At 74.6% G+C, this 26,166-nt stretch carries 20 protein-coding genes; 12 read left to right on the top strand and 8 right to left on the bottom strand.

Features of this window, described 5'->3' with window-relative positions; all coding sequences use genetic code 11:
* Positions 1–34: 34 nt before the first annotated feature.
* Together BGK67_RS04790 and BGK67_RS04785 are read right to left on the bottom strand one after the other, a co-directional pair.
* A complete protein-coding gene (locus tag BGK67_RS04790; protein ID WP_069918720.1) occupies positions 35–1,972 on the bottom strand; it encodes a protein kinase domain-containing protein in 1,938 nt (645 codons plus the stop codon).
* 89 nt (positions 1,973–2,061) lie between these two features.
* Entirely contained in the window at positions 2,062–3,162 is a 1,101-nt protein-coding gene (locus tag BGK67_RS04785) for a M20 family metallopeptidase (protein ID WP_069918719.1), read from the bottom strand.
* A gap of 114 nt (positions 3,163–3,276) precedes the next feature.
* On the opposite strand from BGK67_RS04785, the gene BGK67_RS04780 reads away from it, so the two are divergent.
* Genes BGK67_RS04780 through BGK67_RS04770 form a run of 3 tightly spaced genes read left to right on the top strand, consistent with a single transcriptional unit; the run spans position 3,277 to position 4,924 of the window.
* A complete protein-coding gene (locus BGK67_RS04780; protein WP_208948650.1) occupies positions 3,277–3,705 on the top strand; it encodes a hypothetical protein in 429 nt (142 codons plus the stop codon).
* Positions 3,699–3,959: a helix-turn-helix transcriptional regulator gene (locus tag BGK67_RS04775; protein WP_069918717.1), complete on the top strand. Its 261-nt coding sequence runs from the start codon at positions 3,699–3,701 to the stop codon at positions 3,957–3,959. Before BGK67_RS04780 ends, BGK67_RS04775 begins: the two co-directional genes overlap by 7 nt.
* Positions 3,956–4,924, top strand: a complete 969-nt coding sequence (locus BGK67_RS04770) for an NAD(P)-dependent alcohol dehydrogenase (RefSeq protein WP_069918716.1) — start codon at positions 3,956–3,958, stop codon at positions 4,922–4,924. The genes BGK67_RS04775 and BGK67_RS04770 overlap by 4 nt, the downstream gene beginning before the upstream one ends.
* Positions 4,925–4,958: 34 nt before the next feature.
* On the opposite strand, the gene BGK67_RS04765 is transcribed toward BGK67_RS04770, so the two are convergent.
* Entirely contained in the window at positions 4,959–6,302 is a 1,344-nt protein-coding gene (locus BGK67_RS04765; protein ID WP_069918715.1) for an LCP family protein, read from the bottom strand.
* 156 nt (positions 6,303–6,458) lie between these two features.
* Between BGK67_RS04765 and BGK67_RS04760 the strand changes: the two genes are divergently transcribed.
* The gene (locus tag BGK67_RS04760; RefSeq protein ID WP_069918714.1) at positions 6,459–7,373 is read left to right on the top strand and encodes an IS982 family transposase; all 915 of its coding nucleotides are present in this window, start codon (positions 6,459–6,461) and stop codon (positions 7,371–7,373) included.
* 34 nt (positions 7,374–7,407) lie between these two features.
* Here BGK67_RS04760 and BGK67_RS04755 read toward each other — a convergent pair whose 3' ends face one another.
* Positions 7,408–7,830 (bottom strand): YjbQ family protein, encoded by a 423-nt coding sequence (locus BGK67_RS04755; protein ID WP_069918713.1) that lies wholly within the window; start codon positions 7,828–7,830, stop codon positions 7,408–7,410.
* Between the two features lie 189 nt (positions 7,831–8,019).
* Here BGK67_RS04755 and BGK67_RS04750 point away from each other — a divergent pair, with 189 nt between their 5' ends.
* Positions 8,020–9,387, top strand: coding sequence for an MFS transporter (locus BGK67_RS04750; protein ID WP_244291148.1), 1,368 nt, complete (start codon positions 8,020–8,022; stop codon positions 9,385–9,387).
* Positions 9,384–10,616, top strand: coding sequence for an anhydro-N-acetylmuramic acid kinase (locus BGK67_RS04745; RefSeq protein ID WP_069918711.1), 1,233 nt, complete (start codon positions 9,384–9,386; stop codon positions 10,614–10,616). The genes BGK67_RS04750 and BGK67_RS04745 overlap by 4 nt, the downstream gene beginning before the upstream one ends.
* Here BGK67_RS04745 and BGK67_RS40915 read toward each other — a convergent pair.
* A complete protein-coding gene (locus BGK67_RS40915; RefSeq protein ID WP_347878400.1) occupies positions 10,588–13,068 on the bottom strand; it encodes an MDR family MFS transporter in 2,481 nt (826 codons plus the stop codon). The two genes, BGK67_RS04745 and BGK67_RS40915, sit on opposite strands and share 29 nt — an antisense overlap.
* Before the next feature lie 67 nt (positions 13,069–13,135).
* On the opposite strand from BGK67_RS40915, the gene BGK67_RS04735 reads away from it, so the two are divergent.
* The gene (locus tag BGK67_RS04735; protein WP_069918710.1) at positions 13,136–14,281 is read left to right on the top strand and encodes a winged helix DNA-binding domain-containing protein; all 1,146 of its coding nucleotides are present in this window, start codon (positions 13,136–13,138) and stop codon (positions 14,279–14,281) included.
* A gap of 24 nt (positions 14,282–14,305) precedes the next feature.
* Here BGK67_RS04735 and BGK67_RS04730 read toward each other — a convergent pair whose 3' ends face one another.
* Both BGK67_RS04730 and BGK67_RS04725 read right to left on the bottom strand, forming a co-directional pair.
* Positions 14,306–16,711, bottom strand: coding sequence for an ATP-binding cassette domain-containing protein (locus tag BGK67_RS04730; RefSeq protein WP_069918709.1), 2,406 nt, complete (start codon positions 16,709–16,711; stop codon positions 14,306–14,308).
* A gap of 136 nt (positions 16,712–16,847) precedes the next feature.
* Positions 16,848–17,264, bottom strand: coding sequence for a VOC family protein (locus tag BGK67_RS04725; RefSeq protein WP_069923632.1), 417 nt, complete (start codon positions 17,262–17,264; stop codon positions 16,848–16,850).
* Between the two features lie 182 nt (positions 17,265–17,446).
* Here BGK67_RS04725 and BGK67_RS04720 point away from each other — a divergent pair, with 182 nt between their 5' ends.
* A complete protein-coding gene (locus BGK67_RS04720; protein ID WP_244291147.1) occupies positions 17,447–19,999 on the top strand; it encodes a galactose oxidase family protein in 2,553 nt (850 codons plus the stop codon).
* 61 nt (positions 20,000–20,060) lie between these two features.
* Here BGK67_RS04720 and BGK67_RS04715 read toward each other — a convergent pair whose 3' ends face one another.
* Positions 20,061–22,355, bottom strand: coding sequence for a protein kinase domain-containing protein (locus tag BGK67_RS04715; RefSeq protein WP_069918708.1), 2,295 nt, complete (start codon positions 22,353–22,355; stop codon positions 20,061–20,063).
* Between the two features lie 237 nt (positions 22,356–22,592).
* Between BGK67_RS04715 and BGK67_RS04710 the strand changes: the two genes are divergently transcribed.
* The 4 genes from BGK67_RS04710 to BGK67_RS04695 all read left to right on the top strand — a co-directional run bounded on the left by BGK67_RS04710 (position 22,593) and on the right by BGK67_RS04695 (position 26,152).
* The gene (locus BGK67_RS04710) at positions 22,593–23,471 is read left to right on the top strand and encodes a CAP domain-containing protein (RefSeq protein ID WP_069918707.1); all 879 of its coding nucleotides are present in this window, start codon (positions 22,593–22,595) and stop codon (positions 23,469–23,471) included.
* A 447-nt stretch (positions 23,472–23,918) separates the two neighbouring features.
* Positions 23,919–24,482, top strand: coding sequence for a hypothetical protein (locus BGK67_RS39865; protein WP_244291146.1), 564 nt, complete (start codon positions 23,919–23,921; stop codon positions 24,480–24,482).
* A 324-nt stretch (positions 24,483–24,806) separates the two neighbouring features.
* Positions 24,807–25,583 (top strand): thioredoxin family protein, encoded by a 777-nt coding sequence (locus BGK67_RS37360; RefSeq protein ID WP_141754006.1) that lies wholly within the window; start codon positions 24,807–24,809, stop codon positions 25,581–25,583.
* Positions 25,580–26,152, top strand: coding sequence for a hypothetical protein (locus BGK67_RS04695; protein WP_141754005.1), 573 nt, complete (start codon positions 25,580–25,582; stop codon positions 26,150–26,152). The genes BGK67_RS37360 and BGK67_RS04695 overlap by 4 nt, the downstream gene beginning before the upstream one ends.
* Positions 26,153–26,166 lie beyond the last annotated feature (14 nt).

Below are 26,166 nucleotides of genomic sequence, written 5' to 3'. Positions count from 1 at the left end.
GCTCCCGTGCGACGGGGGCCGTCCGCCGTCCGGGTCAGGTCTGCCTCGTCCAGCGCTGGGAGGCCTGACCGCCGCAGGTGTTGGTCACCAGGCCGGCGCTCATGCCCAGGTCGAGGCAGCCGCCGTTGTAGGTGTTGCGCAGGCTGCCGTCCGACCCCGTACGCCACAGCACGCTGCCGCCCGCGCAGTCGCCCACGAAGACGGCCTGACCGAGCATGTTGGCGTACAGGCACCCGCCGGTCTGCTTGTTGACGAGCTTGAAACTGCCGTCGGACCTGCTCTGCACGGTCCACCTGGCGGTCGAGTCCGCGCAGTCGCCGTGGTCCGAGGAGCCGTAGACCTGGGTGACGCACTTGCCGTTGTTGCCGTTGCGGTACCGGTAGGTGCCGGAATCGGGGGGCGGCGGCGCCGAGGGAGCCGTGGTCGTCCCGCCGCCGGAGGGGCGCGGGCTGCTGCCCGTGCCGCCCGCGCCGGCGGGGCTTCCGGGGCCGCCGGAGCCGGTCTGGGTGCCGCCGTTGCCGCTCCCGGTGCCGGGGCCGGGCCCGGCGGCGGTTCCGGTGCCCCCGGCGCCCGCGGCCGGGGGTCCGGCCGTCCCGCCCTGGCCCTGGTCCTTGCCGTCCCCCGCGACCTGCTCCTGGCCCGGGGACGGCGCGGCCGACACGGCGCCCGACGGGCTGCCGCCCGCCGCCGGAGCGGTCGGGGCGGCGGGTGCCGAGACGGAACTGCCCGGCGTTCCCCGGGCGTCGGTCCGCGCCGGGACCGTGTACGGCAGGTGCTGGAGGGCGAGGGTCGTACCGCCCGCGACCACGACGACGGGCACGACGGCGAACAGGACGCGGGTCCGGCGGCGCCGTTCGGGCCGCTCTGGCTTCTGCTTCCCGGGACGTCCGGGCTGTTCGCCTTCCGGGCCGGTCGCGGCCGCGGGATCCGGCCCGGTGGTCTTCGCCGGGCCCTTCCCGGGTACCGCCGCCGGTCCCGGCGCGGGCTCCTTCGCCGGCTCCTTCGCCGGCTCCGGCTCTCCGCTCGTCAGCGGGACCGTCGGTACGTCGATGTCCTGGACGTTCGCGGCGAAGGCGGCGCGCTCGGTCAGCCGCTCGGTGACGGCCCCGGGCCACAGGGGGGTGCCGGACGGGACCTTGCGGGAGGCGAGTCCGAGGAGTTCGGCGGCGGTGGGCCGGCCCTCGGGGTCCTTGTCGAGGCAGGACTCGACGATGTCGGCGAGCTCCGGTTCCAGCTCCCGCAACGGCTCCAGGTCCGGCGCTTCGTGGACGATGCGGTACAGCACGCCGTGCCCGGACTCGTCGCCGAAGGGCGGCTGGCCGCAGGCCGCGTACGCCAGGACCGAGCCCAGCGCGAAGACGTCGGTGGCGCCGCTCAACCGCCGTTTTCCCGTGGCCTGTTCGGGCGCCATGTAGGCGGGCGTGCCCACCACCATGCCGGTCCGGGTCAGCTGGCTCTGTTCGGCGGCGCGGGCGACGCCGAAGTCGATGAGGGTGAGACCGTCCAGGGTCAGCATCACGTTCGACGGCTTGAGGTCCCGGTGCACCATGTCGAGTGCGTGCACCGCGGCCAGGCCCGCCGCCGCCTCCCGCAGCAGCAGCCACAGCGCGTCCGCGGGCAGCGGTCCGCCGTGCAGCGCGATGGCCTCGCGCAGGGTGAGCCCGGGGATGTACGCGGTGGCGAACCACGGCGGCCTCGCCGCGCGGTCGCTGGCGAGCAGCGGGGCGGTGGCCTCCGCGGGCAGCCGGGCGAGGTTGTCCAGCTCGTGCCCGAAACGGCGCAGGAAGTCCGCGTCCTCGCCGACCACGGACGCCAGCAGCTGCTTGACGGCGACGTACCGGCCGTCCTGGACCCCGAGGTACACGCGCCCCATGCCGCCGGCCCCGAGCCGGCCCGCGAGCGCGATCGTGCCGATCCGGCGCGGATCCCCCTCCTCCAGGGGCTCCGCCCCGCTCCCCGTCAGCTCCAGCACGTCAGCCCCGCCCCCGCTAGGAATTGGTATCGGTCCCCAGAAACCTACCGGATGCCCTCCCGCCCCAACGCGCCGAGGAGGAGCGCCACTTAGCGGCGCTGAAGCTCCGTCACCAGACTCGCCACGAGGTTCGCCCGCTCGGCCATCGCCTCGATCACCACGTACTCGTGGTCGGCGTGGGCCCCGCCGCCGACCGCCCCGAGGCCGTCCAGCGTGGGCACCCCCAGTGCGGCCGTGAAGTTGCCGTCGCTCCCGCCCCCGACCGCCTTGCCCTCGATGCCGGGCAGCAGCCGCTGCGCCACGGCGAAGAGCTCGGCCGCCGCCGACTCGGGCATCGGGGGCCGGCCCAGGCCCCCCTCGACCGAGATCTCCGCCTCGTCGAGGTGCGGAGCCAGCGCCGCGAAGGCGGATTCGACGCGCTCCTTCTCCGCGTCCGACTCGACGCGGACGTCGACGATGACGGTCGCCCCGGCGGGTACGACGTTGTCCAGGGTTCCCGCGGACGCGACGGTCGGGGTGACGGTCGTGCCGATCTCCGGCCGGCCGAGCGCCGTGATGTCCAGTACCTGGTGTGCCGCCTCGACGAGGGCGTTGACCCCGGCCGCGGGTTCGAGCCCCGCGTGCGAGGCCCGGCCCGCGATGGAGACCTGGAAGGTGCCGCAGCCCTTGCGGCCGGTCTTGAGGGCGCCTCCGTCGGCGGCGCCCTCCAGTACGAGCACCGCGCCGCAGGCGAGGGCCCGTTCCTCGATGAGGGCCCGGGAGGAGCGCGAGCCGACCTCCTCGTCGGCGGTCACCAGGATCTCGACGCCCGACCGGTCCTCGAGGGATGCCAGGCCGTGGACGGCCTGGACCAGGCCGCCGAGCATGTCGAAGACTCCGGGCCCGGTCACGTGCCCGTCCTGGACCAGGAACGGGCGGCGCTCCAGGGTGCCGAGGGGGAACACCGTGTCGTGGTGACCGAGGACCAGCACCCGGGGCTCGGCGCCCCCCGACCAGTGGACGTGCGGCCCGGCTTCGCTCTCGACGAGGACGGCCTGCCCGCCGAGGCGGCTCTCGATCACGGAGGCGACCACCTTGGCCGACGCCGTCAAGGCCTCGACGTCGCGCGAAGGCGACTCGGTCTCCACGAGCACCCGGAGGTCCTCGATCATCGCGTCCACGCTCACTTGTTCGGTCCTGTGCGTCGTCATGCCGCACAGATTAGTCGCTGCCGTCGTCCGGGGTAAAGAATCCTTGACACGATGTCGTGACTGCTTGACACTCCGAGTGTCTGGTTTTCTTTACATGGGGGAGTGGGAGCGCAAGTGGCAGTCGAGGAGAAGCGTGCCTGGAGCATGCTCGTGGTCGCGGTCGTGTCGTACGCGGCGTACCTGTGGGTGGTGTTGGGGCGCCCGGCGGCGGTGCCCCTGACCCAAGCGCCTTATGTGGAAGCCCTGTTGTGGACGGTCGGCCTGTCGGTCGCCGTGTCGGTCGCGGCGCACGTCGTGATCGCCGCGGCCGCGCCGCGGGAGGCGAACGCCAAGGACCAGCGCGACCGCGAGATCCACCGCTTCGGTGAGTACGTGGGGCAGTCGCTGGTGGTGGTCGGCGCGGTGGGTGGCCTGCTGCTGGCGATGGCCGAAGCCGCTCCGTTCTGGATCGCCAACGCCATCTTCCTGGCCTTCGTCCTGTCGTCGGTGGTCGGCTCGGCGGTCAAGGTCATCTCCTACCGGTTCGGTTTCCACCCGTGGTGAAGGCGACGCGGGTCACCAACACCATCCGGGCCCAGCGCTTCACCCACGGCGAGATGACCCAGGCCGAGCTCGCCCGCCGGATCGGCGTCAGCCGGCAGACCGTCATCGCCATCGAACAGGGCCGCTACTCGCCCTCGTTGGAGATGGCCTTCCAGATCGCCCAGGTGTTCGGGGTCCCCCTCGACACCGTCTTCCAGTACGCGGCCCACCCGGGCGGCTCGGGCAACACCGGCACAGAGGAAGGCACTTCATGAGAGCCATCGTCCAGGACGCCTACGGAACACCCGACGTCCTGCGCCTCGATGAGATCGAACGGCCCGTGCCCGGCCGGGGCGAGGTGCTCCTGCGCGTGCGGGCGGCCGGCGTCGACATGGGTGTCTGGCACCTGATGGCAGGTCTGCCGATGGCGCTCCGCGCGGGCTTCGGCCTGCGGGGTCCCCGGCAGCGCGTCCCGGGCATGGACGTGGCGGGCCGGGTGGAGGCCGTCGGCCCGGACGTCACCCGGCTGCGGCCCGGCGACGAGGTGTACGGAACCTGCACCGGCTCCTTCGCGGAGTACGCCTGCGCCAAGGAGGACGCGCTCGCGCCCCGCCCGGCCGGGCTCACACCCGAACAGGCGGCGGTCGTCACCATCTCCGGGTCCACCGCCCTCCAGGCCTGCCGTGCCGGCCGGCTGCGGCCCGGCGGGCGGGTCCTGGTGATCGGGGCCTCGGGCGGGGTCGGGACCTATGCCGTCCAACTGGCCAAGGCGCTGGGGGCCTCCCGCGTCACCGGCGTGTGCAGCGCCTCCAAGGCGGACCTGGTCCGCTCCCTCGGCGCCGACGAGGTCCTCGACCACGCCCGCGAGGACCCGACCCTCGGCGGCCGGCGCTACGACCTCGTCCTCGACATCGCGGGCAACCACTCCCTCAAGCGGCTGCGCCGGGTGCTGAACCCCGGCGGGACCCTGGTCATGGTCGGCGGCGAGACCGACGGCCGCTGGCTCGGCGGGTATCACCGACAGCTGGGGGCCCTGCTCGTGTCCCCCTTCATCCGTTCCCGGGTGCGGGTGCTCGCCTCCACCCCGAAGCCCGAGGATCTGCGCGCCCTCGGGGAACTCCTCGAGTCCGGCGCGCTCACCCCGGCCATCGACCGGACCTACCCGCTGGGCGAAGTCTCGGACGCCATACGCCGTCTGAGGTCGGGCCAGGTGCGGGGGAAGGTCGCGATCAGCGTGTGAGGAGCCCCCGCGCTCCGGGCGCCGCATCGCCGCGCTACCGTCCGGCGGCGGCCGGGGCGGCGCCGGGAGCGGGCTGCGCGGTCGCGTCGGCGCAGCGGAGCCGGTCGGCGGTGACGGGGGCGCCGTCCGCGACGTTGCGGTCGTAGGTGACCGTCCTGACCTGGACGGGCCGGTCGCCGACGGCGACGTCGAAGGTCCCCTCCTGCTGCGGATCGGGCCGCAGGAGGGCGCCGGGCAGGGCGGCCGCCAGGGTCGCCGCGTCCTCGTCCCGCCCGGCCGGATAGGTGATCACCGGCGGTCCGGCGGGGCGTGCGGCCGGTGCGGCCTGCGTGGCGGTGGCGGCGAAACCGCCCGCGCGCAGCGCCTCCGCCACGGACGCGTCGTCCACGCGGACCGGGATGACGGCCGGGTTGCTCGGGACCGGGGTCTCCGGGACGGGCTGGATGCGGGGGTCGCCCGTGATCGGGCGGTCCGCGCCGAGAGCGTCCCACAGCGCCGCGGACCGGGGCTCGTCCCACACCAGGGTGGAGCCCACCCCCGGCACCCGGTGGTCGAAGAGGCGGATCGGCACGGTCGCGAACTCGGTGCGGTCCGCGCGCAGCCGGCCGAGCGCCCAGCCGATGCGGATCAGGTCGTGCAGGCCGGTGCGCGCGTCGGTGCGTACGGACTTCAGCAGGGCCCGGGCGGTGCGCGCCGTGCTCACCGGACCGTCCAGAGCGCCCTCGGCGGTCAGGCGGGCCAGCAGGTCGTTGACCACGCGCTGCTGGCGGCGGACGCGGCCGAGGTCCCCGGGGCGCTGGTTGACGTGCCGGGCCCGGACGTAGCGCAGCGTGCCGTTGCCGTCGGTGCGGTGGACGCCCGCGGTGACGTCGAGGCCGGAGTTCTCGTCCTTGAGCGGCCTGTCCGTGCACAAGGTCGCGCCGCCGAGGTCGTTGACGGCCTGCTCGAAGCCGGTGAAACCGGTCTCCAGGTAGTGGTCGACGTGCAGGCCGGTGGCCTTTTCGACGGTGCGCACGGTCAGGGGGCCGCCGCCGACCGCGTACGCGCCGTTGATCTTGCCCCACCGGGCGGGTTCGGTGGCGGTCGTGCGCGCGTACTCGACGTAGGAGTCGCGCGGAATGGACACGACGCTCGCCCGGCGCTGGTCCGCCGACAGGTGCACGAGCATCATCACGTCGGTGCAGTTGCAGCCCTTGCCGCCGACGTGGAGCCGTCTCTTCTCGGCGGCGGAGATACCGGTGCGGCTGTCGATGCCGACGACGAGGATGTTCGTGCCCCGGCTGGGACCCGCCTGGCCGGCCGAGACCGCCTGGGGGCCCAGGAGGACGCCGGCGCCGAGCGTCGCGAGCGTGGTGAGGGCAACAGTGAGACGACGCACCGCACATCTCCAAATCGTCCGATTACCTGATTAAACGGACAGTAATGGGTCGGTGTGCGTGCCACGGGGCTACGCGCCCGGATCCGCCGCCTCCTGGCCTAGATGATTGATTCCAAGGGGTAGCTGCACGGACGCGAGGGTGCCCACTCTCAGTTTGTGACGACCGAGATAGACACCCTCGCAACTGCACTGTACGTGCGGGTCGATGACCTTTTGAAGGCTTCGCCGCATCTTGCTCCGTGGCGGCCGCGGGTGGGCCTGGAGCCGAAGCTCAGTGACGCGGAACTGGTCACCCTCGCGGTGATGCAGGCCCTGCTGGGCTTCGTCTCCGAGGCACGCTGGCTGCGCCACGCCCACGCCCGCCTGCGGCATCTCTTCCCGTACCTGCCCCAGCAGCCGGGCTGGAACAAACGCCTGCGACGGGCGTCGGGCCTGGTCAGACAGGTCCTGCGGGAGCTGGCCGCCGACACCGCACTCTGGACCGATGACGTGTGGATCGTGGACTCCACACCGGTGGAGTGCGGACGCTCCCGGGAGACCGCGAGACGCTCCGACCTGGCCGGATGGGCCGAGTACGGCTACTGCGCCAGCCACTCACGGTTCTTCTGGGGGCTGCGCCTGCACCTGGTCTGCACCCTGCACGGCCTGCCCATTGCCTTCGCGCTGACCGGAGCCAAAGCCGTCGAACGCGAAGTGCTGCTGGACATCTTCCACATCGAACCGGGCCTGCTCGCCAACCGGCCACCACCGACACTGCTGGCGGACAGGAACTACTACGGCCGCGCCTTCGAGAGGGACCTCGCCGACCTGGGCGTCCGGCTTCTGCGGCCGGCCCGCAAGGGTGAGCCCGAACGGGCCGGAGCCGAGCTGTTCAAACCGCTGCGTCAGCTGATCGAGTCGGTCAACCAGACCCTCAAGGGACAACTCGACCTCGAACGGCACGGCGGCCGCACTCCCGCCGGGGTCACCGTCCGGGTCCTGCAACGACTCCTCGCCCTGACCGCCGCGATATGGCACAACCACAAGACCGGTGGACCAGTCATCCGATCACTGACCGCCTACGACCACTAAGGCCTTGGAATCAATCATCTAGTCCCTGTCGCGGTCAGGCCAGGAAGGACAGCCGCACGGTGCGCTCGGGGTTGTCCCGGTTGGTGTCGACCAGCACCACCGACTGCCAGGTGCCGAGCGCGAGCCCCCCGCCGATCACCGGCAGGGTCAGGTGCGGGGGCACGATCGCGGGCAGCACGTGGTCGCGGCCGTGCCCGGGGGAGCCGTGCCGGTGGCGCCAGCGGCCGTCCGCGGGCAGCAGCGTGCGCAGGGCCTCCAACAGGTCCTCGTCGCTGCCGGCGCCCGTCTCGATGACGGCCAGGCCCGCCGTCGCGTGCGGGGTGAACACGTTGAGCAGTCCGTCCCGTCCCCGGGCGGCCGCTTGAAGGAACTCCGCACAGGCGGCGGTCAGGTCGTGGACGGTCTCCGACGTGCCGGTGACGACGTCGATGGTCCGGCTGGTGAAGGTGTCTGCCATTCCTCCATCGTCGCGCCGCACCGGCCGGGGCGCGGAGGGGCGCGCCCCGGCGTGCGGCCGTTCCGCTGAAATCCGGCCGCCCCGCGCATCGTCGGGGCTCCGCCCGGGCAGCCAGCCACCGTGGCCCGCCCCGCTCCCCGCCCCGCTACCCGCCCGAAGAGCCGGTCCGCGGCGTCCGCCGTGGCCGCCGTGCCCGTCCGTCCGCCGTCCGCCCGCCGCGCCCTCCTCGCCGGGTCCGTCGGCAACTTCGTGGAGTGGTACGAGTTCGGCGTCTACGGCTCCTTCGCCACCGTCATCGCCGCCCGCTTCTTCACCCCGGACGGCGGGGACCGGGCGCAGGCGCTCATCGCGACCTACGCCGCCTTCGCCATCGCCTTCTTCTTCCGCCCGCTGGGCGCCCTGCTCTTCGGGCGGCTCGCGGACCGGACGGGCCGCCGGCCGGCGCTCGTGCTCGCCGTCTCCCTGATGACGGGCGCGACCGCCCTGATCGGAGCACTGCCCGCGTACTCCGCCATCGGCGCCCTCGCGCCCTGGCTGCTGACCCTCCTGCGCTGCGTCCAAGGCCTCTCCGCCGGGGGCGAGTTCGGCGGAGCGGTGAGCCTGCTGACCGAGACCGCACCGGCCGGCCGGCGCGGCCGCCACGGCGCCTGGCAGTCGTTCACGGTCGCCCTCGGGCTCCTCACGGGCGCGGGCCTCGCCGCCGCGCTGGCGACCGTGCTCTCCGAAAGCGCCCTGTACGCGTGGGGCTGGCGCGTCCCCTTCCTGCTCGCCGTGCCGCTGGGCGGCGTGGCGCTGTGGCTCCGGCTCCGCCTCCCGGAAACGGCCCCGCCGCCCACCCCGACGACCTGGGAGAGCCCGGACCCCCCGGCTCCGGCGAGCGCCCCGGCCCCGGTGGGCGCCCCGGCCCCGGTGGGTGCTCCGGCCCCGACGGACATCCCCGGCTCGCCACGGACCGCCGGCGGGACCGGTACCGCGGGGGCCGTCGTGCTCGGGATCGGGCGGATCATGGGGTGGTCCGCGGCCGGCTATACCTTTCTCGTCGTCCTGCCCTCCTACCTCCAGGCCACCCTCGGCACCACCTTCCAGCAGGCCCTGGCCGCCACCTTCGTCGCCAACCTCGGATTCGCCGCCGCGATCCTGCCCGCCGGCGCGCTCAGCGACCGGGTGGGCCGGCGCGCCGTCATGCTCACCGGCAGCGTCCTGGTCGTGCTGAGCGCCCTCCCGCTCCTGCACCTGCTGCGCGACCCCGCCGTCTGCGCCCCGGTGAAGGCGGCGCTGCTGGCGGTGGCCGGCGCGATGATCGGACTGCTGGCCGGGCCCGGCCCCGCCCTCCTCGCGGAGATGTTCCCGACCCGCGTGCGCAGCACCGGGCTCGGCCTGGCCTACGCACTGTCCAACGCCGTCTTCTCCGGCTGCGCGGGCCTCGTCGTCACCACGCTCGTACGGCACACCGGCAACCCCGACATCCCGGCCTACTACGCGGCAGGCGCCTGCGCGCTCGCCGTGCCCGCCCTGCTCACCCTGCGCCCCGACGACCACCTGAGGCCCCTGCGATGAACCGGCACACCCCGCCGCCCGCACCGGAATCGACGCGGACCACCGTCATCGGCCTGATGTCCGGCACCTCCTGCGACGCCGTCGACGCCGCGGCCGCCCGCATCACGCGCGAGGGCACCGAACTGCGCCTGACCCCGCTCGGCATGGTCAGCGAACCGTACGACGAGGAGCTGCGCCACGCGCTCGCGGCCGCGCTCCCGCCCGGCCGCACCACCCTCGCCGACGTGTGCCGCCTCGACACCCGCATCGGGCAGTCCTTCGCCCGCCTCGCCGTCCGGGCCGACCGTGAACTGTGCGCCGGGGGGGCCGAACTGGTCGCCTCCCACGGCCAGACCGTCTTCCACTGGGCCGACGGCGGCCGCGTGCACGGCACCCTGCAACTCGGCGAGCCCGCCTGGATCGCGGAGGCGACCGGACTCCCCGTCATCTCCGGTTTCCGGAACCGCGACGTCGCCGCCGGCGGGCAGGGCGCACCCCTGGTCGGCCTGATCGACCGCATGCTGCTGCGCGGACACCCGGGAGTACCGGCCGCGCTGAACGTCGGCGGCATCGCCAACGCCACCGTGCTCACCCCGGACGGCACCCCGGCGGCCTTCGACTCCGGACCCGGCAACGCCCTGCTCGACGCCGCCGCCCGCCACCTCACCGCCGGGCGCCTCGACCACGACACCGACGGCCGCCTGGCGGCCCGCGGCACCGTCCACCGCCCGCTGCTCGACCGGCTGCTGGCCGATCCGTACTACGTGCTGCCCGCGCCCAAGACCACCGGCCGGGAGCTGTTCCACTCCGGCTACCTGCGGACGGCCCTGGACGCGGTCGGCCCGCTCCCCGCCCCGGACGTCCTGGCCACCCTCACCCGGCTCACGGCCCGAACGGTCGCCGACGCGCTGCGCCCGTACGGCGTCACGGAGGTGCTGGCCTCCGGGGGCGGCACCCGCAACCCCGCCCTGATGGCCGCACTGCGGCAGGAACTCGGCGCCGCGGTACGGCTGCGCACCTCGGACGCGCTCGGGCTGCCCAGCGCCGCCAAGGAGGCGTACGCCTTCGCCGTGCTCGGCTACCTCACCCTGCACGGCCTGCCGGGCACCCTGCCGGAGTGCACGGGCGCGGCGGGGCCCCGGGTCCTCGGCAGCCTCACCCCGGGCCGCACGCCGCTCCGGCTGCCCGCACCGCCGGAGCGGGCGCCGCGCACCCTGACGGTCACCCCGCCGTCCGCCGGGGCGCGTTGACCCCGGAGGCCCCGGGCGCCCCGGGCGGCCTGGCCGTCACCATCAGGCCGGCGACCAGCGCCGCCAGCAGCAGGGCGCCGGCCGCCCACCAGAGGGTGTCGGTGTACCCGTGCAGCAGTGCCTCGGAGTGATCGTCCTCCGAGGCGTCGTTCAGGCGGGCGGTGATGAGGCCGGTGAGCAGCACCACGCCGATCGCCTCGCCCACCTGCTGGGCGGCGAGGAGGATCCCCGAGGCCGCGCCGGAGTGCCGCGGGGCGGCGCCGGCGGTCGCGGTGGCGAAGACCGGCACGAAGGCGAGGCCGGTGCCGAAGCCCGCGAGGAGCATGCCGGGCACCACGTGGGGCCCGTAGCCGCTGCCGGAGTCGATGCCGGCGAGGAGCATCAGCCCGACCGCCGCGGTCACCAGGCCCGACACGATCAGCACGCGCGGCGCGGTGCGGTGCTGCAGGCGCGCCGCGACCTGGGTGGCGGCGATGACGGCCGAGGCGGCCACGGGCAGGATCATCACGCCGGTCATGCCGGGGCCGTGGCCGTGGACGTACTGCAGCCAGATGGTCAGCGTGGGGAGCAGGGCCAGCATGCCGGCCCCGGCCAGCGCCATGGCGAGGACGCAGCCGGCGCGGTCGCGGTCCCGGGTGAGGTGCGGCGCGAGCAGGGGGCCGGAGGCGACGGCCTGCCACCACAGGAAGGCCCCGAGCAGCAGGACGCCCACCGCGATCAGGCCCAGCGGCAGCGGAGCGGTCCAGTGGAGCCGCCCGGCCTCGTCCAGGCCGTAGAGCAGGGCGGCGGTTCCCGCCGAGCCGAGCAGCCCGCCCAGCCAGTCGAAACGGGCTCCCGCCCGTCCCGGGCGCCCCGGCAGCAGGGTGGCCGCGCCGGTCAGCGCGAGCGCGGCGAGCGGCACGCAGGCGTACAGGGCCAAGCGCCAGGACAGCGCCTCGGCGAGCCAGCCGCCCGTGAGCAGGCCGAGGGCCCCGCCGCCGGCGGCGACCGCCGCGTAGATCCCGAAGGCCCGGGCGCGTTCCCTCGGGTCGGGGAAACCGGTGGACACCAGGGACAGCGCGGAGGGCGTCAACAGGGCGGCGAAGGCGCCCTGGAGGGCGCGCGCCGCGATCAGCAGACCGGGGTCGCCGGCCGATCCGCCGAGCACGGAGGCCAGCGCGAAGCCGGCCAGGCCGATGACCAGGGCCCGCTTGGCCCCCACGAGGTCGGCGATGTGCCCGCCGAGCAGCAGCAGCCCGCCGAAGGCCAGTACGTAGGCGCTGACCGCCGGGTTCAAGCCGTCGCCGCTGAGGTCGAGTTCGGCCTGGACGGACGGCAGGGCGATGTTGAAGGCCATCACGTCGAGCAGCACCGGCAGCTGCGCCAGGGCGATCACCCCCAAGCCCCACCACCGCCTGGGGTGCGGGGCAGCCGGGTCCTGGAGGGCGGCCGGGGGCGGCCCGAAGCCGTGCGCCGGTGCCGTGGGCGCGTACGCGGGCGGCGCCGGCTGGTGCTGGTGCGGGAGGGACGGGACACGGGGGTCCGGCCGCGCGGCGGGGGCCTCGGCGGACACCTCCGGCGCGTAGTCCAGCAACCGGGCGGCACGGCGGCCGAGTTGCGCCAGAACCGTGCCCGGCAGCCACTCCCCGGGCTGGTCCACGGCCGTGTGCTCGGCCACCTGCTCGGGGGTGGGCCGCTCGGCCGGGTCCTTCGCCAGGCAGGCGCGTACGAGACCGGTCAGCGACGGGGGCACACCGGTGAGGTCCGGCTCCTCCTCGGCGACCCGGAAGAGGTGGGCGTTCAGTCCCGAGTCGCCGGCGCTGAACAGCAGCCGTCCGGTGGCCGCGTAGACGAGGACGGCACCCAGGCAGAAGACATCGCTGGCGGGGGTGAGTTCGAGGCCGCGGACCTGCTCGGGGGACATGAAGCCGGGGGACCCGATCAGCATGCCGGTGCGGGTGTGCAGGCTGTCCCCGGCCAGGCTGTCCATCGCGCGCGCGATGCCGAAGTCGATGACGCGGGGGCCGTCGACGGTGACGAGGACGTTGGACGGCTTCAGGTCCCGGTGGATCAGGCCCGCCCCGTGCACGGCCTGCAGGGCGACGGCGAGCCGGTTGGCGAGCGTGTGCACCGAGTGCTCGGGCAACGGCCCGAAGTCCTCGGCGACGACGGTGCGCAGGTCCGGCCCCGGGATGTACTGCGTCGCCACCCAGGGCACGGCGGCCTCCGGGTCGGCGTCGAGCACCGCGGCCGTCCACTCCCCGCCCACCCGCCGGGCGGCGGCCACCTCGCGGGCGAAGCGCCTGCGGAAGTCGGGGTGCCCGGCGTGCTCGGCCTGCACGACCTTCACGGCCACGGTGCGCCCGCCCTCGGAACGGCCCAGATAGACCAGGCCCATACCGCCCGCACCCAGCCGGGCGATCAGACGGTACGGACCGATGCGGGTCGGGTCTGCTGCGATCAACTGGTCCACGTGACGAAGGTATGCCACCCGTCCGACAGGGGTGCACCCATCCCCCGAATGACAGGAGAATGCCGGTATGAAGATCAGCGCGCAGTCCCTCAACCGTGCGACGCTCGCCCGGCAGTTGCTGCTCCGCCGCGAGCCGCTCGGCGCCGACGACGCGGTGCGCCGCGTGGTCGCCCTGCAGGCCCAGGAGCCGGCCTCCCCGTACGTGGCGCTGTGGAACAGGCTGGAGGGCTTCGGTCCGGCGGGCCTCGACGCGGCCCTGACCGGCCGGCGCACGGTCAAGGCGACCCTGATGCGGCTGACCCTGCACGCCGTCCACGCCGAGGACTTCCGGCCCTTCCGCGAGGCGATGGAACCGACCCTGAGCGGCTCGCGGCTCGGCGACCCGCGGTTCAGGTCCTCCGGGATCGGTCCCGACGCCGCCGCGGACCTGGTCGCCGACCTGCTGGAGTACGCCGACCGCCCGCGCACCGGCGCCGAGTTGGGGAGCCGGCTCGAGGAGCGCCTCGGCGCACCGATGGAGCCGGCGGCCCAGCGCATGCTGCGGCAGTACGCGCCGCTGTGGCACGCACCCGTCGGCGCTCCCTGGTCGTTCCCCGCCCGGCCCTCGTACGTCGCGCCGGAGCGGCGGCCGGTCCTGGCGGACGCCGACGCCGCGGCCGGCGGGCTGCAGGTCCTGATCCGCCGCTACCTGGAGGGCTTCGGCCCGGCCTCGGTGGCGGACATGGCGCAGTTCGCGCTGGTCCAGCGGGCCCGGGTGCGCGCGGCGGTGCACGCGCTCGGCGAGGGACTGGAGCAGCTGGAGGGCCCCGACGGCACGGTGGTGTACGACGTCCCGGGCGCGCCGCGGCCGGCCGGGGACACGCCCGCACCGCCCCGGCTGATGGCGATGTGGGACAGCATCCTGCTCGCGTACGCCGACCGCAGCCGTGTCATCCCGCCCGCCTACCGCAAGCACGTGATCCGCGTGAACGGCGACGTGCTGCCCACCCTGCTGGTCGACGGCCGCGTCGCCGGCGTCTGGCGCCCCGCCGACGGGGGCATCGAGGCCGCCGCCTTCCACCCCCTGCCGGACGACACCTGGGAGGCGCTGGCCGCGGAGGCCGCGGCGCTCGTCTCGTTCCTCGCTCCCCGCGACCCCGGGGCCTACCGGCGCTACGGCCACTGGTGGGCCAAGGGCCTGCCGGCCGCGGAGACCCGGCTGCTCGGCACCTGAGCCGCCGGGTCCGGGCGGTGTCCGTCAGGCGCCCACGTAGGCCGCGAGGTGCTCGCCGGTGAGGGTGGGGCGGGTGGCGACGAGGTCGGCGGGGGTGCCCTCGAAGACGATCCGGCCGCCGTCGTGTCCGGCGCCGGGGCCGAGGTCGATGATCCAGTCGGCGTGCGCCATGACCGCCTGGTGGTGCTCGATGACGACGACCGACTTTCCGGAGTCCACGAGCCGGTCCAGCAGGCCGAGCAGGTGCTCGACGTCGGCGAGGTGCAGACCGGTCGTCGGCTCGTCGAGGACGTAGACCCCGCCCTTCTCCGACATGTGGGTGGCCAGCTTGAGGCGCTGCCGCTCGCCGCCGGACAGCGTGGTGAGCGGCTGGCCGAGGCTGAGGTAGCCGAGGCCCACGTCGGCCAGCCGGTCGAGGATCTTGTGGGCGGCCGGGGTGTGCGCCTCGCCGGAGCCGAAGAACTCCTCGGCCTCGGTCACCGACATCGCGAGCACCTCGCTGATGTCGCGGCCCCCGAGGCGGTACTCCAGGACCGAGGCGTCGAACCGCTTCCCCTCGCAGTCCTCGCAGGTGGTGGCGACGCTCTGCATGATCGCCAGGTCGGTGTAGATGACCCCGGCGCCGTTGCAGGTCGGGCAGGCGCCCTCGGAGTTGGCGCTGAACAGGGCCGGCTTCACCCCGTTGACCTTGGCGAACGCCTTGCGGATCGGGTCGAGGAGGCCGGTGTAGGTCGCCGGGTTGCTGCGCCGGGAGCCGCGGATCGGGGTCTGGTCGATCGACACCACGCCCTCGCCGGCCGCCCCCGCCCGGTGCGGCAGCGAGCCGTGCACGAGCGAGCTCTTGCCGGAGCCGGCGACCCCGGTGATCACGGTCAGCACCCCGAGCGGGATGTCGACGTCCACGTCGCGCAGGTTGTTCGCCGTAGCACCGCGGATCTCCAGCGCTCCGGTGGGCTTGCGCACCGACTCCTTGAGGGAGGACCGGTCGTCGTAGTGGCGGCCGGTGGTGGTCCCGCTGGCCCGCAGCCCCTCGACGGTCCCCTGGAAGCAGACGGAGCCGCCGGCCGTCCCGGCGCCGGGGCCGAGGTCCACGACGTGGTCGGCGATCGCGATGGTCTCGGGCTTGTGCTCCACGACCAGCACCGTGTTGCCCTTGTTCCGCAGCCGCAGCAGCAGGTCGTTCATCCGCTGGATGTCATGCGGGTGCAGGCCGATGGTGGGTTCGTCGAAGACGTAGGTGATGTCGGTGAGCGGCGAGCCGAGGTGGCGGATCATCTTGACGCGCTGCGCCTCTCCGCCCGACAGCGTGCCCGCGGGCCGTTCCAGCGAGAGGTACCCGAGGCCGATCTCCACGAAGGAGTCGAGGGTCTGCCGGAGCGCGGTGAGCAGCGGGGCCACCGAGGGCTCCTCGAGCCCGCGGACCCATTCGGCGAGGTCGCGGATCTCCATCGCGCAGGCGTCGGCGATGCTGATCTTCTTGATCTTCGAGGTGCGGGCGCCCTCGCTGAGCCGGGTGCCGTCGCACTCGGGGCAGGTGGTGAAGGTGACGGCCCGCTCCACGAACGCCCGGATGTGCGGCTGCATCGCCTCCTTGTCCTTGGACAGGAAGGACTTCTGGATCTTGGGGATCAGGCCCTCGTAGGTGAGGTTGACGCCGTTGACCTTCACCTTGGTCGGCTCGCCGTAGAGGAAGTCCCGCATCTCCTGCTTGGTGAACCTGCGGATCGGCTTGTGCGGGTCGAGGAAGCCGGACTGGGCGTAGAGCCCCACCGTCCACTGGCTGTCCGACTTCCAGCCGGGGATGGTGAAGGCGCCGTCGGCGAGCGACTTGGAGTCGTCGTAGAGCTGGGTGAGGTCGATGTCGGAGACCTTGCCCCGGCCCTCGCAGTGCGTGCACATGCCGCCGGTGCGCTCGTAGGTCGCCCTGACCGCCTTCTTGTTGCCCTTCTCGACGGTGATCGCACCGGACGCCCGGACCGAGGCGGTGTTGAAGGAGTACGCGCTGGGCGGGCCGATGTGCGGTTTGCCGAGCCGGCTGAAGAGGATGCGCAGCATCGCGTTGGCGTCGGTCGCGGTGCCGACCGTGGAGCGCGGGTCGGCGCCCATGCGCTGCTGGTCGACGCTGATCACGGTCGTCAGTCCGTCGAGCACGTCGACCTCGGGACGCGCCAGGTTCGGCATGAAGCCCTGCACGAAGGCGCTGTAGGTCTCGTTGATCAGCCGTTGGGACTCCGCGGCGATCGTGTCGAACACCAGCGAGCTCTTGCCCGAGCCCGACACGCCGGTGAACACCGTCAGCCGGCGCTTGGGGATCTCGATGCTGACGTCCTTGAGGTTGTTCTCGCGCGCTCCGTGCACGCGGATCAGATCGTGGCTGTCGGCATCGTGCGGCGCAGGCGACTGCTTGGCCGTCCTCGTGACCTTGCTCATCGTGTCTCCATCTGTCGGTCGGGGGCCGCTCGCGCGGCCCCCTTCGGTGTCGCCTGGCTCGATCCGGCCGGGTCCGAGCAGTACGTCTGGTTCTACTTCGTCGGCGCGATCATGGCAACGACGTCACGGGCGGCGGCTACGGCTTGCGGGACTGGGCGAAGCGGACCATGTTGCCGGACGGGTCGCGGAAGGCGCAGTCGCGCACGCCGTAATGCTGGTCGATCGGCTCCTGCAGGACCTCGCCGCCGGCGGCCCTGACCCGCTCGAAGGTGGCGTCGCAGTCGCCGGTGGAGAAGACCACCCCGCGCAGCAGGCCCTTGGCCAGCAGGTCCGCCATGGCCTGCCGGTCGGCCGGCGAGGCGTTGGGGTCGGCCAGCGGCGGCTCGAGGACGATCGCCACGTCCGGCTGCGCGGGCGACCCGAGGGTCACCCAGCGCATCGCCTCGTACCCGACGTCGCCCCGCACCTCCAGGCCGAGGGCGTCGCGGTAGAAGGCGAGCGCCTTGTCGTGGTCGTCGACCGCGATGAAGCACTGGGAGAGTTCGATGTCCATGCCCACGACGCTACGAGGCCTCGCCGGACGGCGCTTCTCCAATCCTGACCGGTTTCACCGGGGCGGGCGCCGGGACCTCGGCCGTATCGTGGGTTTCCGCCAACTATCCGGTATTTTAGGCGAGTTGCTGTCTCACTGACCTATGTTGCCTGGGGCACGCCCTTTCGCTCCAGGAGGTCAGATTGCAGTCCAGGCGCCGCTTCGCCTTTCCTCGCCTGTTACGCCGGTCCCACCTGCTCATGGCCTTCGGCCTCGGCTCGCTGCTGATCGGCCTGACGCCGTGGCTCGGCGTCGCGGGCCCCGCGGCGGCCGGCCGGGCCCCGGCGCCCCGGCCCGCGCCCGTGCCCTTCGACCAGCAGACGGCCGACCGTTCCCCGCACCACGGCATCGCGCCGGCGAACGCCATGGAACCCGCAGCCCCGGCCCTGGACCGCACCGGCTGGACCGCCACCGCGAGCGACGAGGAGACCGGCGGCGAGAACGGCCGGGCGGCCAACGTCCTCGACGGCGACACCGCCACCCTGTGGCACAGCCGTTGGTCCGGCACCCCGGCCCCGCTGCCGCACAGCATCACCATCGACATGCGGCGCACGACGGTCGTCTCCGCACTCGTCTACCAGCCGCGCACCAACGGTCCCAACGGCCGCGTCGGCGAGTACGCCATCAGCGTCAGTACGAGCGGACAGGAATGGGGGACCCCCGTCGCCACCGGCACCCTCGCCGACGACGCCGGAGCCAAGACCCTCGGGTTCGCCCCCCAGGGAGCCCGGTTCGTACGGCTGACCGCCCTCACCGAGGCCGGCGGCCGCGGCCCGTGGACCTCCGCCGCCGAGATCAACCTGCTGGGCGACCCCGGCACCCCGGCCGCCACCGTCGACCTGTCCCGCACCGGCTGGACCGCCACCGCGAGCGACGAGGAGACCGGCGGCGAGAACGGCCGGGCGGCCAACGTCCTCGACGGCGACACCGCCACCCTGTGGCACAGCCGTTGGTCCGGCACCCCGGCCCCGCTGCCGCACAGCATCACCATCGACACCCGGCGCACGACAGCGGTCTCCGCGCTCGTCTACCACCCCCGCGCCACCGGGGCCAACGGCCGGGCCGGCGCCTACACCGTCACCACCAGCACGGACGGCACGGCCTTCGGAGCGCCGGTCGCCGCGGGCACCTGGCGGGACGACGACACCGTCAAGACCGCCACCTTCACCCGCACCGAGAACGCCCGCTTCATACGTCTGACCGTGACCACCGAGGCCGGCGGCCGCGGCCCGTGGACCTCCGCCGGCGAGATACGCCTGAGCGGACCGGCCAGCCCGGCCGTCCACGGCTCCTGGGACCGGATCATCGGCTTCCCCCTGGTGCCCGTGGCCACCGCCGCCCTGCCCGGCGGCAAGCTGCTGGCCTGGTCGGCGTACGCGGTCGACCGCTTCGGCGGCAGCAGCGGCTACACCCAGACCGCGATCCTGGACCTGAAGACCGGCAAGGTCACCCAGCGCCGCATCGACCACACCGGCCACGACATGTTCTGCCCCGGCATCGCCATGCTGGCCGACGGCCGCGTGCTGGTCACCGGGGGGAGCAACGCGGAGAAGGCGAGCGTCTACGACCCCGCCACCGACACGTGGTCCGCCACCACCAGCATGAACACCGCCCGCGGCTACCAGGCCATGACCCTGCTCTCCACCGGTGAGGCCTTCGTTCTGGGCGGCTCCTGGAGCGGAACCGCGGGGGACAAGGGCGCCGAGGTCTGGTCCCCGGACACCCGCACCTGGCGGGGGCTCCCCGGCGTTCCGGCCGCCTCCGCCCTGACGGCCGACCCGGCCGGACCCTACCGGGCCGACAACCACATGTGGCTGCACGCCACTTCGGGCGGCAAGGTCCTCCAGCTGGGGCCGAGCAAGCAGATGAACTGGATCTCGACCACCGGCCAGGGCGGCGTCACCTCCGCCGGCACCCGGGCCGACAGCCAGGACGCCATGACCGGCAACGCCGTCGCCTACGACATCGGCAAACTGCTCACCCTGGGCGGCTCGCCCGCCTACGAGAAGACCCCCGCCACCCGGCGCGCCTACACCGTCGGCATCTCCGGCAGCCAGGTCCAGGCCGCCCGCACGGGCGACATGGAGCACGCCCGCGCCTTCGGCAACAGCGTGGTCCTGCCCGACGGCAAGGTGGCCGTCTTCGGCGGACAGGCCTACCCGGTGCCGTTCAGCGATGCGACCTCCGTGCTGACCCCCGAGCTGTGGGACCCGTCGACCGGCACCTTCACCCCGCTCGCCACCATGGCCGTCCCGCGCAACTACCACAGCGTGGCCAACCTCCTGCCGGACGGGCGGATCTTCTCCGGCGGCGGCGGCCTGTGCGGCGACTGCGCGACCAACCATCCCGACGGGTCCGTCTTCACCCCGCCCTACCTGCTCAACGCGGACGGATCGCCGAAACCGCGCCCCGTCATCACCGGAGGGGTGCCGCCCAGGACGGCCCCCGGCACCTCGCTCACCGTGAGCACCCAGGACCCGGTGGCGTCCTTCGTCCTGATGCGGGCCTCGGCCGCGACCCACTCCACCGACAACGACCAGCGGCGGGTCCCCCTCGCCTCCACGGCCACGGGAACCGGCACGTACACGGTGTCCGTACCCGCCGACACCGGCGTGGTCCTGCCCGGGACCTACATGCTCTTCGCGCTCGACGCCCAAGGGGTGCCGAGCACCGCCGAGTTCCTCACCGTCTCCTGACCCCTCGCGCGGTGCCCGGCCCCGCGCGAGGGGCCGGGCACCGCGCGCGTGCACCGGCGGCTCAGCGCCAGGAGGGATGGCCCTCGGCGGCGCCGCCGGCGGTGAGCGCGCGCTCGCCGGTCCGGTCCGTGCGCACGGCCCAGACCACGGGCTTCTCGTACGGGCCGCGGACGAAGGCCACCCAGGCGCCGTCGGCGGACCAGGCGGGGTCCATCTCGTGGGCGGCGGTTGCCACCAGGTCGCGGTCGCCGGAGCCGTCGGCGTTCACCAGGCGGATGTCGCCCTGGCCGCCCGTGCCGTAGGTTCCGGCGGTGTACGCGAAGGTCGAGCCGTCCGGGGACCACACGGCGTCGAGTGCCGGGTGGGGGAGCCGGGTCACCTGCTGCGGGGCCCGGTTGGCGGCGGCGGGGTCGACCAGGTGGATCTGCCAGTTCTCGGGCCGCGTCTGCAGGGAGACCGCGATGTGCCTGCCGTCCGGCGACCACGCGGGATCCTCGACCGGGCCGGTGCCCGAGGTGAGCTGGCGGGCGGAGCCGTCGGCGACGTCGACCACGAACAGCTGCTGTACGCCGTCCTTCTGGCGCAGGACGGCGAGCTGGCCGCCGTCCGGCGACCAGGACACCCTGCCGCCGGCGATCGCGGCCACCCGCCGCGGGCTGCCGCCGTCGGCGTCGGCGGTCCAGACGGCGGTGCCCTCGGGCGTGGTGCGGGTGAACGCGAAGGATTTCCGGTCGGGCGACCACTGGGGCAGGACGTCGCACGCGCCGCCCGCGACGAGCCGCACCGGCGCGGCCGACGAGGCGTCGCGGCGGGCGATGACACCGTGACAGGTCCCCGGCCAGCCGGGCGCGGTGTCCTGCCGGATCAGCATGTCCTCGGCCGGGAACGCGGCGGCCGCGGATCCGGACGCGGATCCGGACGCGGATCCGGTGGGGCCGGTCGCGGCGGGCTTGTTGGAGTCGTCCGGAGCGGCGCCGCTCCAGGGCCGCCACACGAGCAGGCCGCCGGCGGCGAGGGCGACCACGAGCCCGGCCGATACCACCGCGCGACGTCGCCGGGCCCGCCCGCCCTGCGGCTGCCGTGCCTCGGCGGGCCCGGGCGCAGGCCGCCCCGCGGTGTCCGGCACGGTCCGTGGCTGCCGGGTACGGGGCTCCGCGTTGTCGGGCCGGGCGGTCGCCGGCACGGTACCGGCTTCCGTCCGGCCGGCCCCGAGGGGCTCCGATGCCGAACGGCGCCCCGCGCCGGCGGGCTCGGAGGCCTCCGGCTGCGTGGCCGGTGCCGTGCCGGCCGGCCGGGGCGCCTCCGGACGGGTGGTCGCTTCCGGACGGGTGGTCGCTTCCGTGCCGGTCAGCGGCCGGGATGCCTCCGGCTCCTCGGGCACCTGCGCGCCGCCCGGCAGCGGGCTCGCCGGGCCGGGGCCCGTGGCGGTGGGTGCGGAGGTTTCCGGTGCCGGCGTGGCCCGCGGTGCGTCCGGTGCGGTGGGGCGGGCGGACGGTTCCGGCCGGGGGAGCAGCTGTGTCGCCGCGTCCGGGAGCCAGCCGTCACCGGCCGGGTGGCGGACGGTCAGGCTGCCCAGGAAGGCCGTCGGGGTGGGGCGGTCCCGCGGGTCCTTGGACAGGCAGGCGGCGACGGCCGCCCGGAGTTCGCCGGGGACGGCGCTCAGGTCCGGCTCCTCGTGCACCACCTTGTAGTGCCTGGCCGCCGACGGGCCGTCGCCGAACGGGGAACCGCCCGCGGCCTGGGCGAGCACCACCCCCAGCGCGAACATGTCGACCGCGGGGGTCACCGCGCCGCTGGTGAGCTGCTCCGGGGCCAGGAACCCCGGCGTGCCGATCTGCAGCCCGGTCTGCGTCAGGGCCGTCCCGTCCAGGGCGCGCGCGATGCCGAAGTCGATGACGCGCGGCCCGTCCTCCGCGACGATGATGTTCGCGGGCTTGAGGTCGCGGTGGACGACCCCGGCCCGGTGGATCGCCTCCAGCGCCTCGGCCAGGCCGGCCGCGAGGACGGTCAGCGTGTCCAGCGGCAGCGACCCGACCCGCGCCACCACCGCTTGCAGGGTGGGACCGGGCACGAAGGCCGTGACCAGCCAGGCGGGCTCACCGTCCGGGTCGGCGTCGACGACCGGCGCGGTGTGGAAGCCGCCGACCCGCCGCGCGGCCGACACCTCGTCGGCGAACCGGCGCCGGAACCCCGGCTCGGTGCTCAGCTCCGGCCGCACCACCTTGACGGCCACCGCACGGCCGGACTGGGAGCGGCCCAGGTAGACCACACCCATGCCCCCCTGCCCGAGCCGCCCCACCAGCCGGTAGCGGCCCTCGCCGACCGACGTGGGATCGCCCGTTTCGAGCGGTTTCATGGGTCCCCCGTTTCACACCTCACGCGATGAACAGCCTCTCCCTACCGCTCGCGTCGCGTACCAGTCAAGCGAGGTCCGTCCCGGAGCCGGGGAGCGCCGGCCCGCCGCGCACCTGTGCCGATCCTGCGGGCTTCCTTAAGGGACCTTGAAGAACGCCTCCACACGGCTTTTTCCCCTGGTCACCGCCCTAAGCTCGGTCCGACCGCCCTCCCCCTCTCCCTGCGAGGTGCTACCGGCATGAGCCGCAGCCGAACTCCCGGAACCCCGTCCCGCGTCGAGGCGCGTCGGAAGAAGACGGTGCGCACGCGCATCGTGCTGTCCCTGACCGTGGCCGCCGCGGCGGTGGCGGTCGGGGTCGCGGTGGCCGATTCCGACGGCGGCGCGGGCACGGGCCAGCGGGCCGGTGGCGCCACCGGCCCCAAGTCCGCGGCAGCGGGCGCCGGCGACGGGGAGGCGACGGCGACCCCCTCGCCAGCCCTCTCCACGCCGACCGCCGACGCCGCGTCCGCGACGGGTGCGGCGCCGTCCGGTACGCCCGGCGCCGACGCCTCGCAATCCGTCGCTCCCGCCACGACGGCGGCGGAGGAGAGCAGCCCGGCCGCGCCGGCGCCGGCCCAGACCCGCAAGCCCTCGCGCACGCCCGGCTCGACGACAGGCGGCTCGGGCGGGTCGGCAGGCTCGGGTGGCTCGGGCGGGTCCGGCGGCTCGGGCGGTTCCTCCGGTGGCGGAGCCAGTGGCTCCGAGTCGGCGGTGCTCGCCCTGGTCAACAAGGAGCGCTCGGCCGCCGGTTGCGGCCCTCTGGCCGCGAACGCCAAGCTGACCGCCGCGGCCCGGGCGTACAGCGACACCATGGCCCGCAGCGGCGTCATGTCCCACACCGGCCCCGACGGGTCGACCATGACCAGCCGCGTGGAAGCCGCCGGGTACGGCTGGTCACGGCTCGGCGAGAACATAGCCCGCGGCCAGGCGGACGCCGACGCGGTCATGAAGGCGTGGATGAACAGCCCCGGCCACAAGGCCAACATCCTCAACTGCGCCTTCAAGGAGATCGGCATAGGCGTGCACAAGGGCGACGGCGGCCCCTGGTGGACACAGAACTTCGGGACGCCCAGGTAGGACCCCGCCGCCACCCGCCCACCCCCCACCCCGCGGCCACCCCCCACCCCGCGGCCACCCCCCACCCCGCGGCCACCCCCCACCCCGCGGCCACCCCCCACCCCGCGGCCACCCCCCACCCCGCGGCCACCCCCCACCCCGCGGCCACCCCCCACCCCGCGGCCACCCCCACCCCGCGGCCACCCCCCACCCCGCGGCCACCCCCCACCCGGCCACCCCCCACCCCGCGGCCACCCCCACCCGGCCACCCCCCACCCCGCGGCCACCCCCCACCCGGCCGCCCCCGGACCGCACGCCGGTCCGCCGGGCGGCACCCGTCCTCCCGGCCCGTACCCGGGCCGGGAGGGCGTCGGCGTCTGCCCGCCGGAACCCGGGCGGTCGCGGCCGAGTCCGCCCCGTTCGGGGAGCCGGTGACGGGCGGCCCGGCGCGTCGGCCACTATGGGGCCGTGCCTCCCATTCCGCGCTACCTGCTCATATGGCTGTCGTGCACGGCCGCCAGCGTGACCGCCGTGCTCGTCACGGTCCAGTTCGTGGTCGGTTCGACCAGGCATACGCCTCCCGTGGCGCGCTCCGCCCCGATGGTCTTCGACTCCCCGCCGGCGTGGCAGGCCGGGGACGGCCGGTCCCCGGCCCCGCAGTCCCCGAGCGCGTCCCCCGCCGTCTCGCCCACCGCGACCGAGCGGCCGTCCCCCTCGGCTCCGACGCCCACGCCCGCCAAAGCCTCGACGGGAGCCCCCCGGACCACCGCGCCGAAGCCCGCCGTCGACTGCGCGGAAGGCGGACCGGGCCTGCACACCGTCCCCTCGCAGGGCGGCAAGGTCACCGTCCGGTACGGGGGCCGCGGCGTCTGCCTGATCTCCGCGATCCCCAGCCGCGGATTCAAGGCCACCACCTCACAGACCGCGGACGACACCCTGACGGTCACGTTCTCCAGTGCGGACCACCGCTCGGTCGTCACGGCGACGATCGAGCCGGTGGCGAAGGCCAGCGTCCGCGAGACGTCGTTCTGAGAGACCGTCCCAGCCGCCTCGGCCGAACCGCACCCTGCAACCCCCGATCCCCCATGTCCGTTTCGTTGCCGTGCGTGCCATGTGTGTGTTCACCGCCTGAGTCCCGGCGAAGCGGAAGGTGAGCTCTTCCTTAGGGGACCTTGAAGATCGTGCGCATCCGGTCCGGGCGGCCCGGAGCGGTCCTATGCTCGCGTCAGCCGAGCGGCCCGCGGCGCCCCGGCACGATGCCCCGGCGGCCGTCGGGCCGTCGAGCCGTCGGCTCCACCGAGCCGGCAGGCGTTCGCCGTTCCCGCAGTCCGAACCGTGCCTTGGGGTGTCCTCGCCATGCCTTCTCGCCTCCTCCGACCCGCCCGCGCGGGCCGCCGCGCCACCCAGCCCCGCTCCACCGGGGCCCTGGGGGTGCGACTGCCGCTGGCCGCCGCGGCCGTGGTCGCCGCCGGACTGACCGCGGCCTGCGGGCCGTCGTCCCAGCCCGTGGGGGCCGCCTCGCCCTCCGCGGCCGGACAGTCTGCGCAGACCCTCCCCGCCGGGACGCGGTCCGCCTCCCCGTCCGCGTCCGCCTCCGCCGAGGCTTCCCCGACCGCCTCGCCCTCGCCGTCCGCGTCCCCCGCCACCGTGTCCGCCTCCGCCAAGGCGCCCTCGCGTGCGCAGACCACCCCGCCCGCCCCCAAGCCGGCCCGCACGTCCGCCGCCCCCGCGCCGGCCCGGGTGCCCGGCCCCGGCTACGACAGTTCGGCCGACGCGCAGAAGCTGATCGACGCGGCGCTGGGCGCGGCCAAGGCCGACGGGCGGATGGTCCTGCTGGACTTCGGCGCCAACTGGTGCGGCAACTGCAAGGCGGCCGACAAGGTGTTCGCCCAGCCGCAGACCTCGGCGATCCTCGGCGCCTCCTACCACCTGGTCAAGATCGACATCGGGGGCGACAGCTCCGCCAACTCCGCGCTCCTGCGCAAGTACAGCCCTTCGGGCGGCAGTTACAAGATGCCCGTCCTCATCGTCGTCTCGCCGTCCGGTACGGTGCGCACCGACACCCACGCCACGGGCAACCCCGCCCTGACTTCGGAGGGGCTGGGCTCCTTCCTGCGCCAGTGGGCGTCATGAGCCGACGGCTTCCGCACCCCGCCGCCCCGGCCCGTGCCGCTCTCGCCGCGGCGGCCGCCTTCCTCTCCCTCGCCTCGCTCGCGGCGTGCGGCGCGCAGCCCGCCCAGGGCGCCGCCCCGCCCACGACGAGCTTCACCGAGAACGGGGTCACCGTCACCCTCTCGGTGTCCGACTGGCAGGCCCCGAACGGCACGGTGACCGCCGTCTTCACCCCCGAGGAGGGGTTCCACCTCTACAGCACCGACCTGCCCGCCACCGGCATCGAGGGCGTGGGCCGGCCGACCGCCGTGGACGTCACCGGCGTGCTGCGCGCCGCCGGGAAGCTGACGGCCGCCGCGGAGGTGCGCACGATCAGCCTGCCCGGTGTCGAGGCCCCGGTCCCCGTCTACCCGGACGGCCCCGTCACCACCACGCTGCCCGTCCGGGCCGACGGCGACGGGGACGCGACCGTACTGCTCGGGTACGCGAGCTGCAGCGCGCGGGACGGCTGCACCATCCCGGTCTCCGACCGGCCCGTGCAGCTGCGCGTCAGCGGCGGCGGCCTGGCCTTCGCCGCCCCCCGGCAGTAGGAACGGGCGTTCAC

This window comes from Streptomyces subrutilus, assembly GCF_001746425.1.
Lineage (GTDB): Bacteria > Actinomycetota > Actinomycetes > Streptomycetales > Streptomycetaceae > Streptomyces > Streptomyces subrutilus_A.
This window is presented reverse-complemented; position numbering and strand designations above follow the sequence as displayed.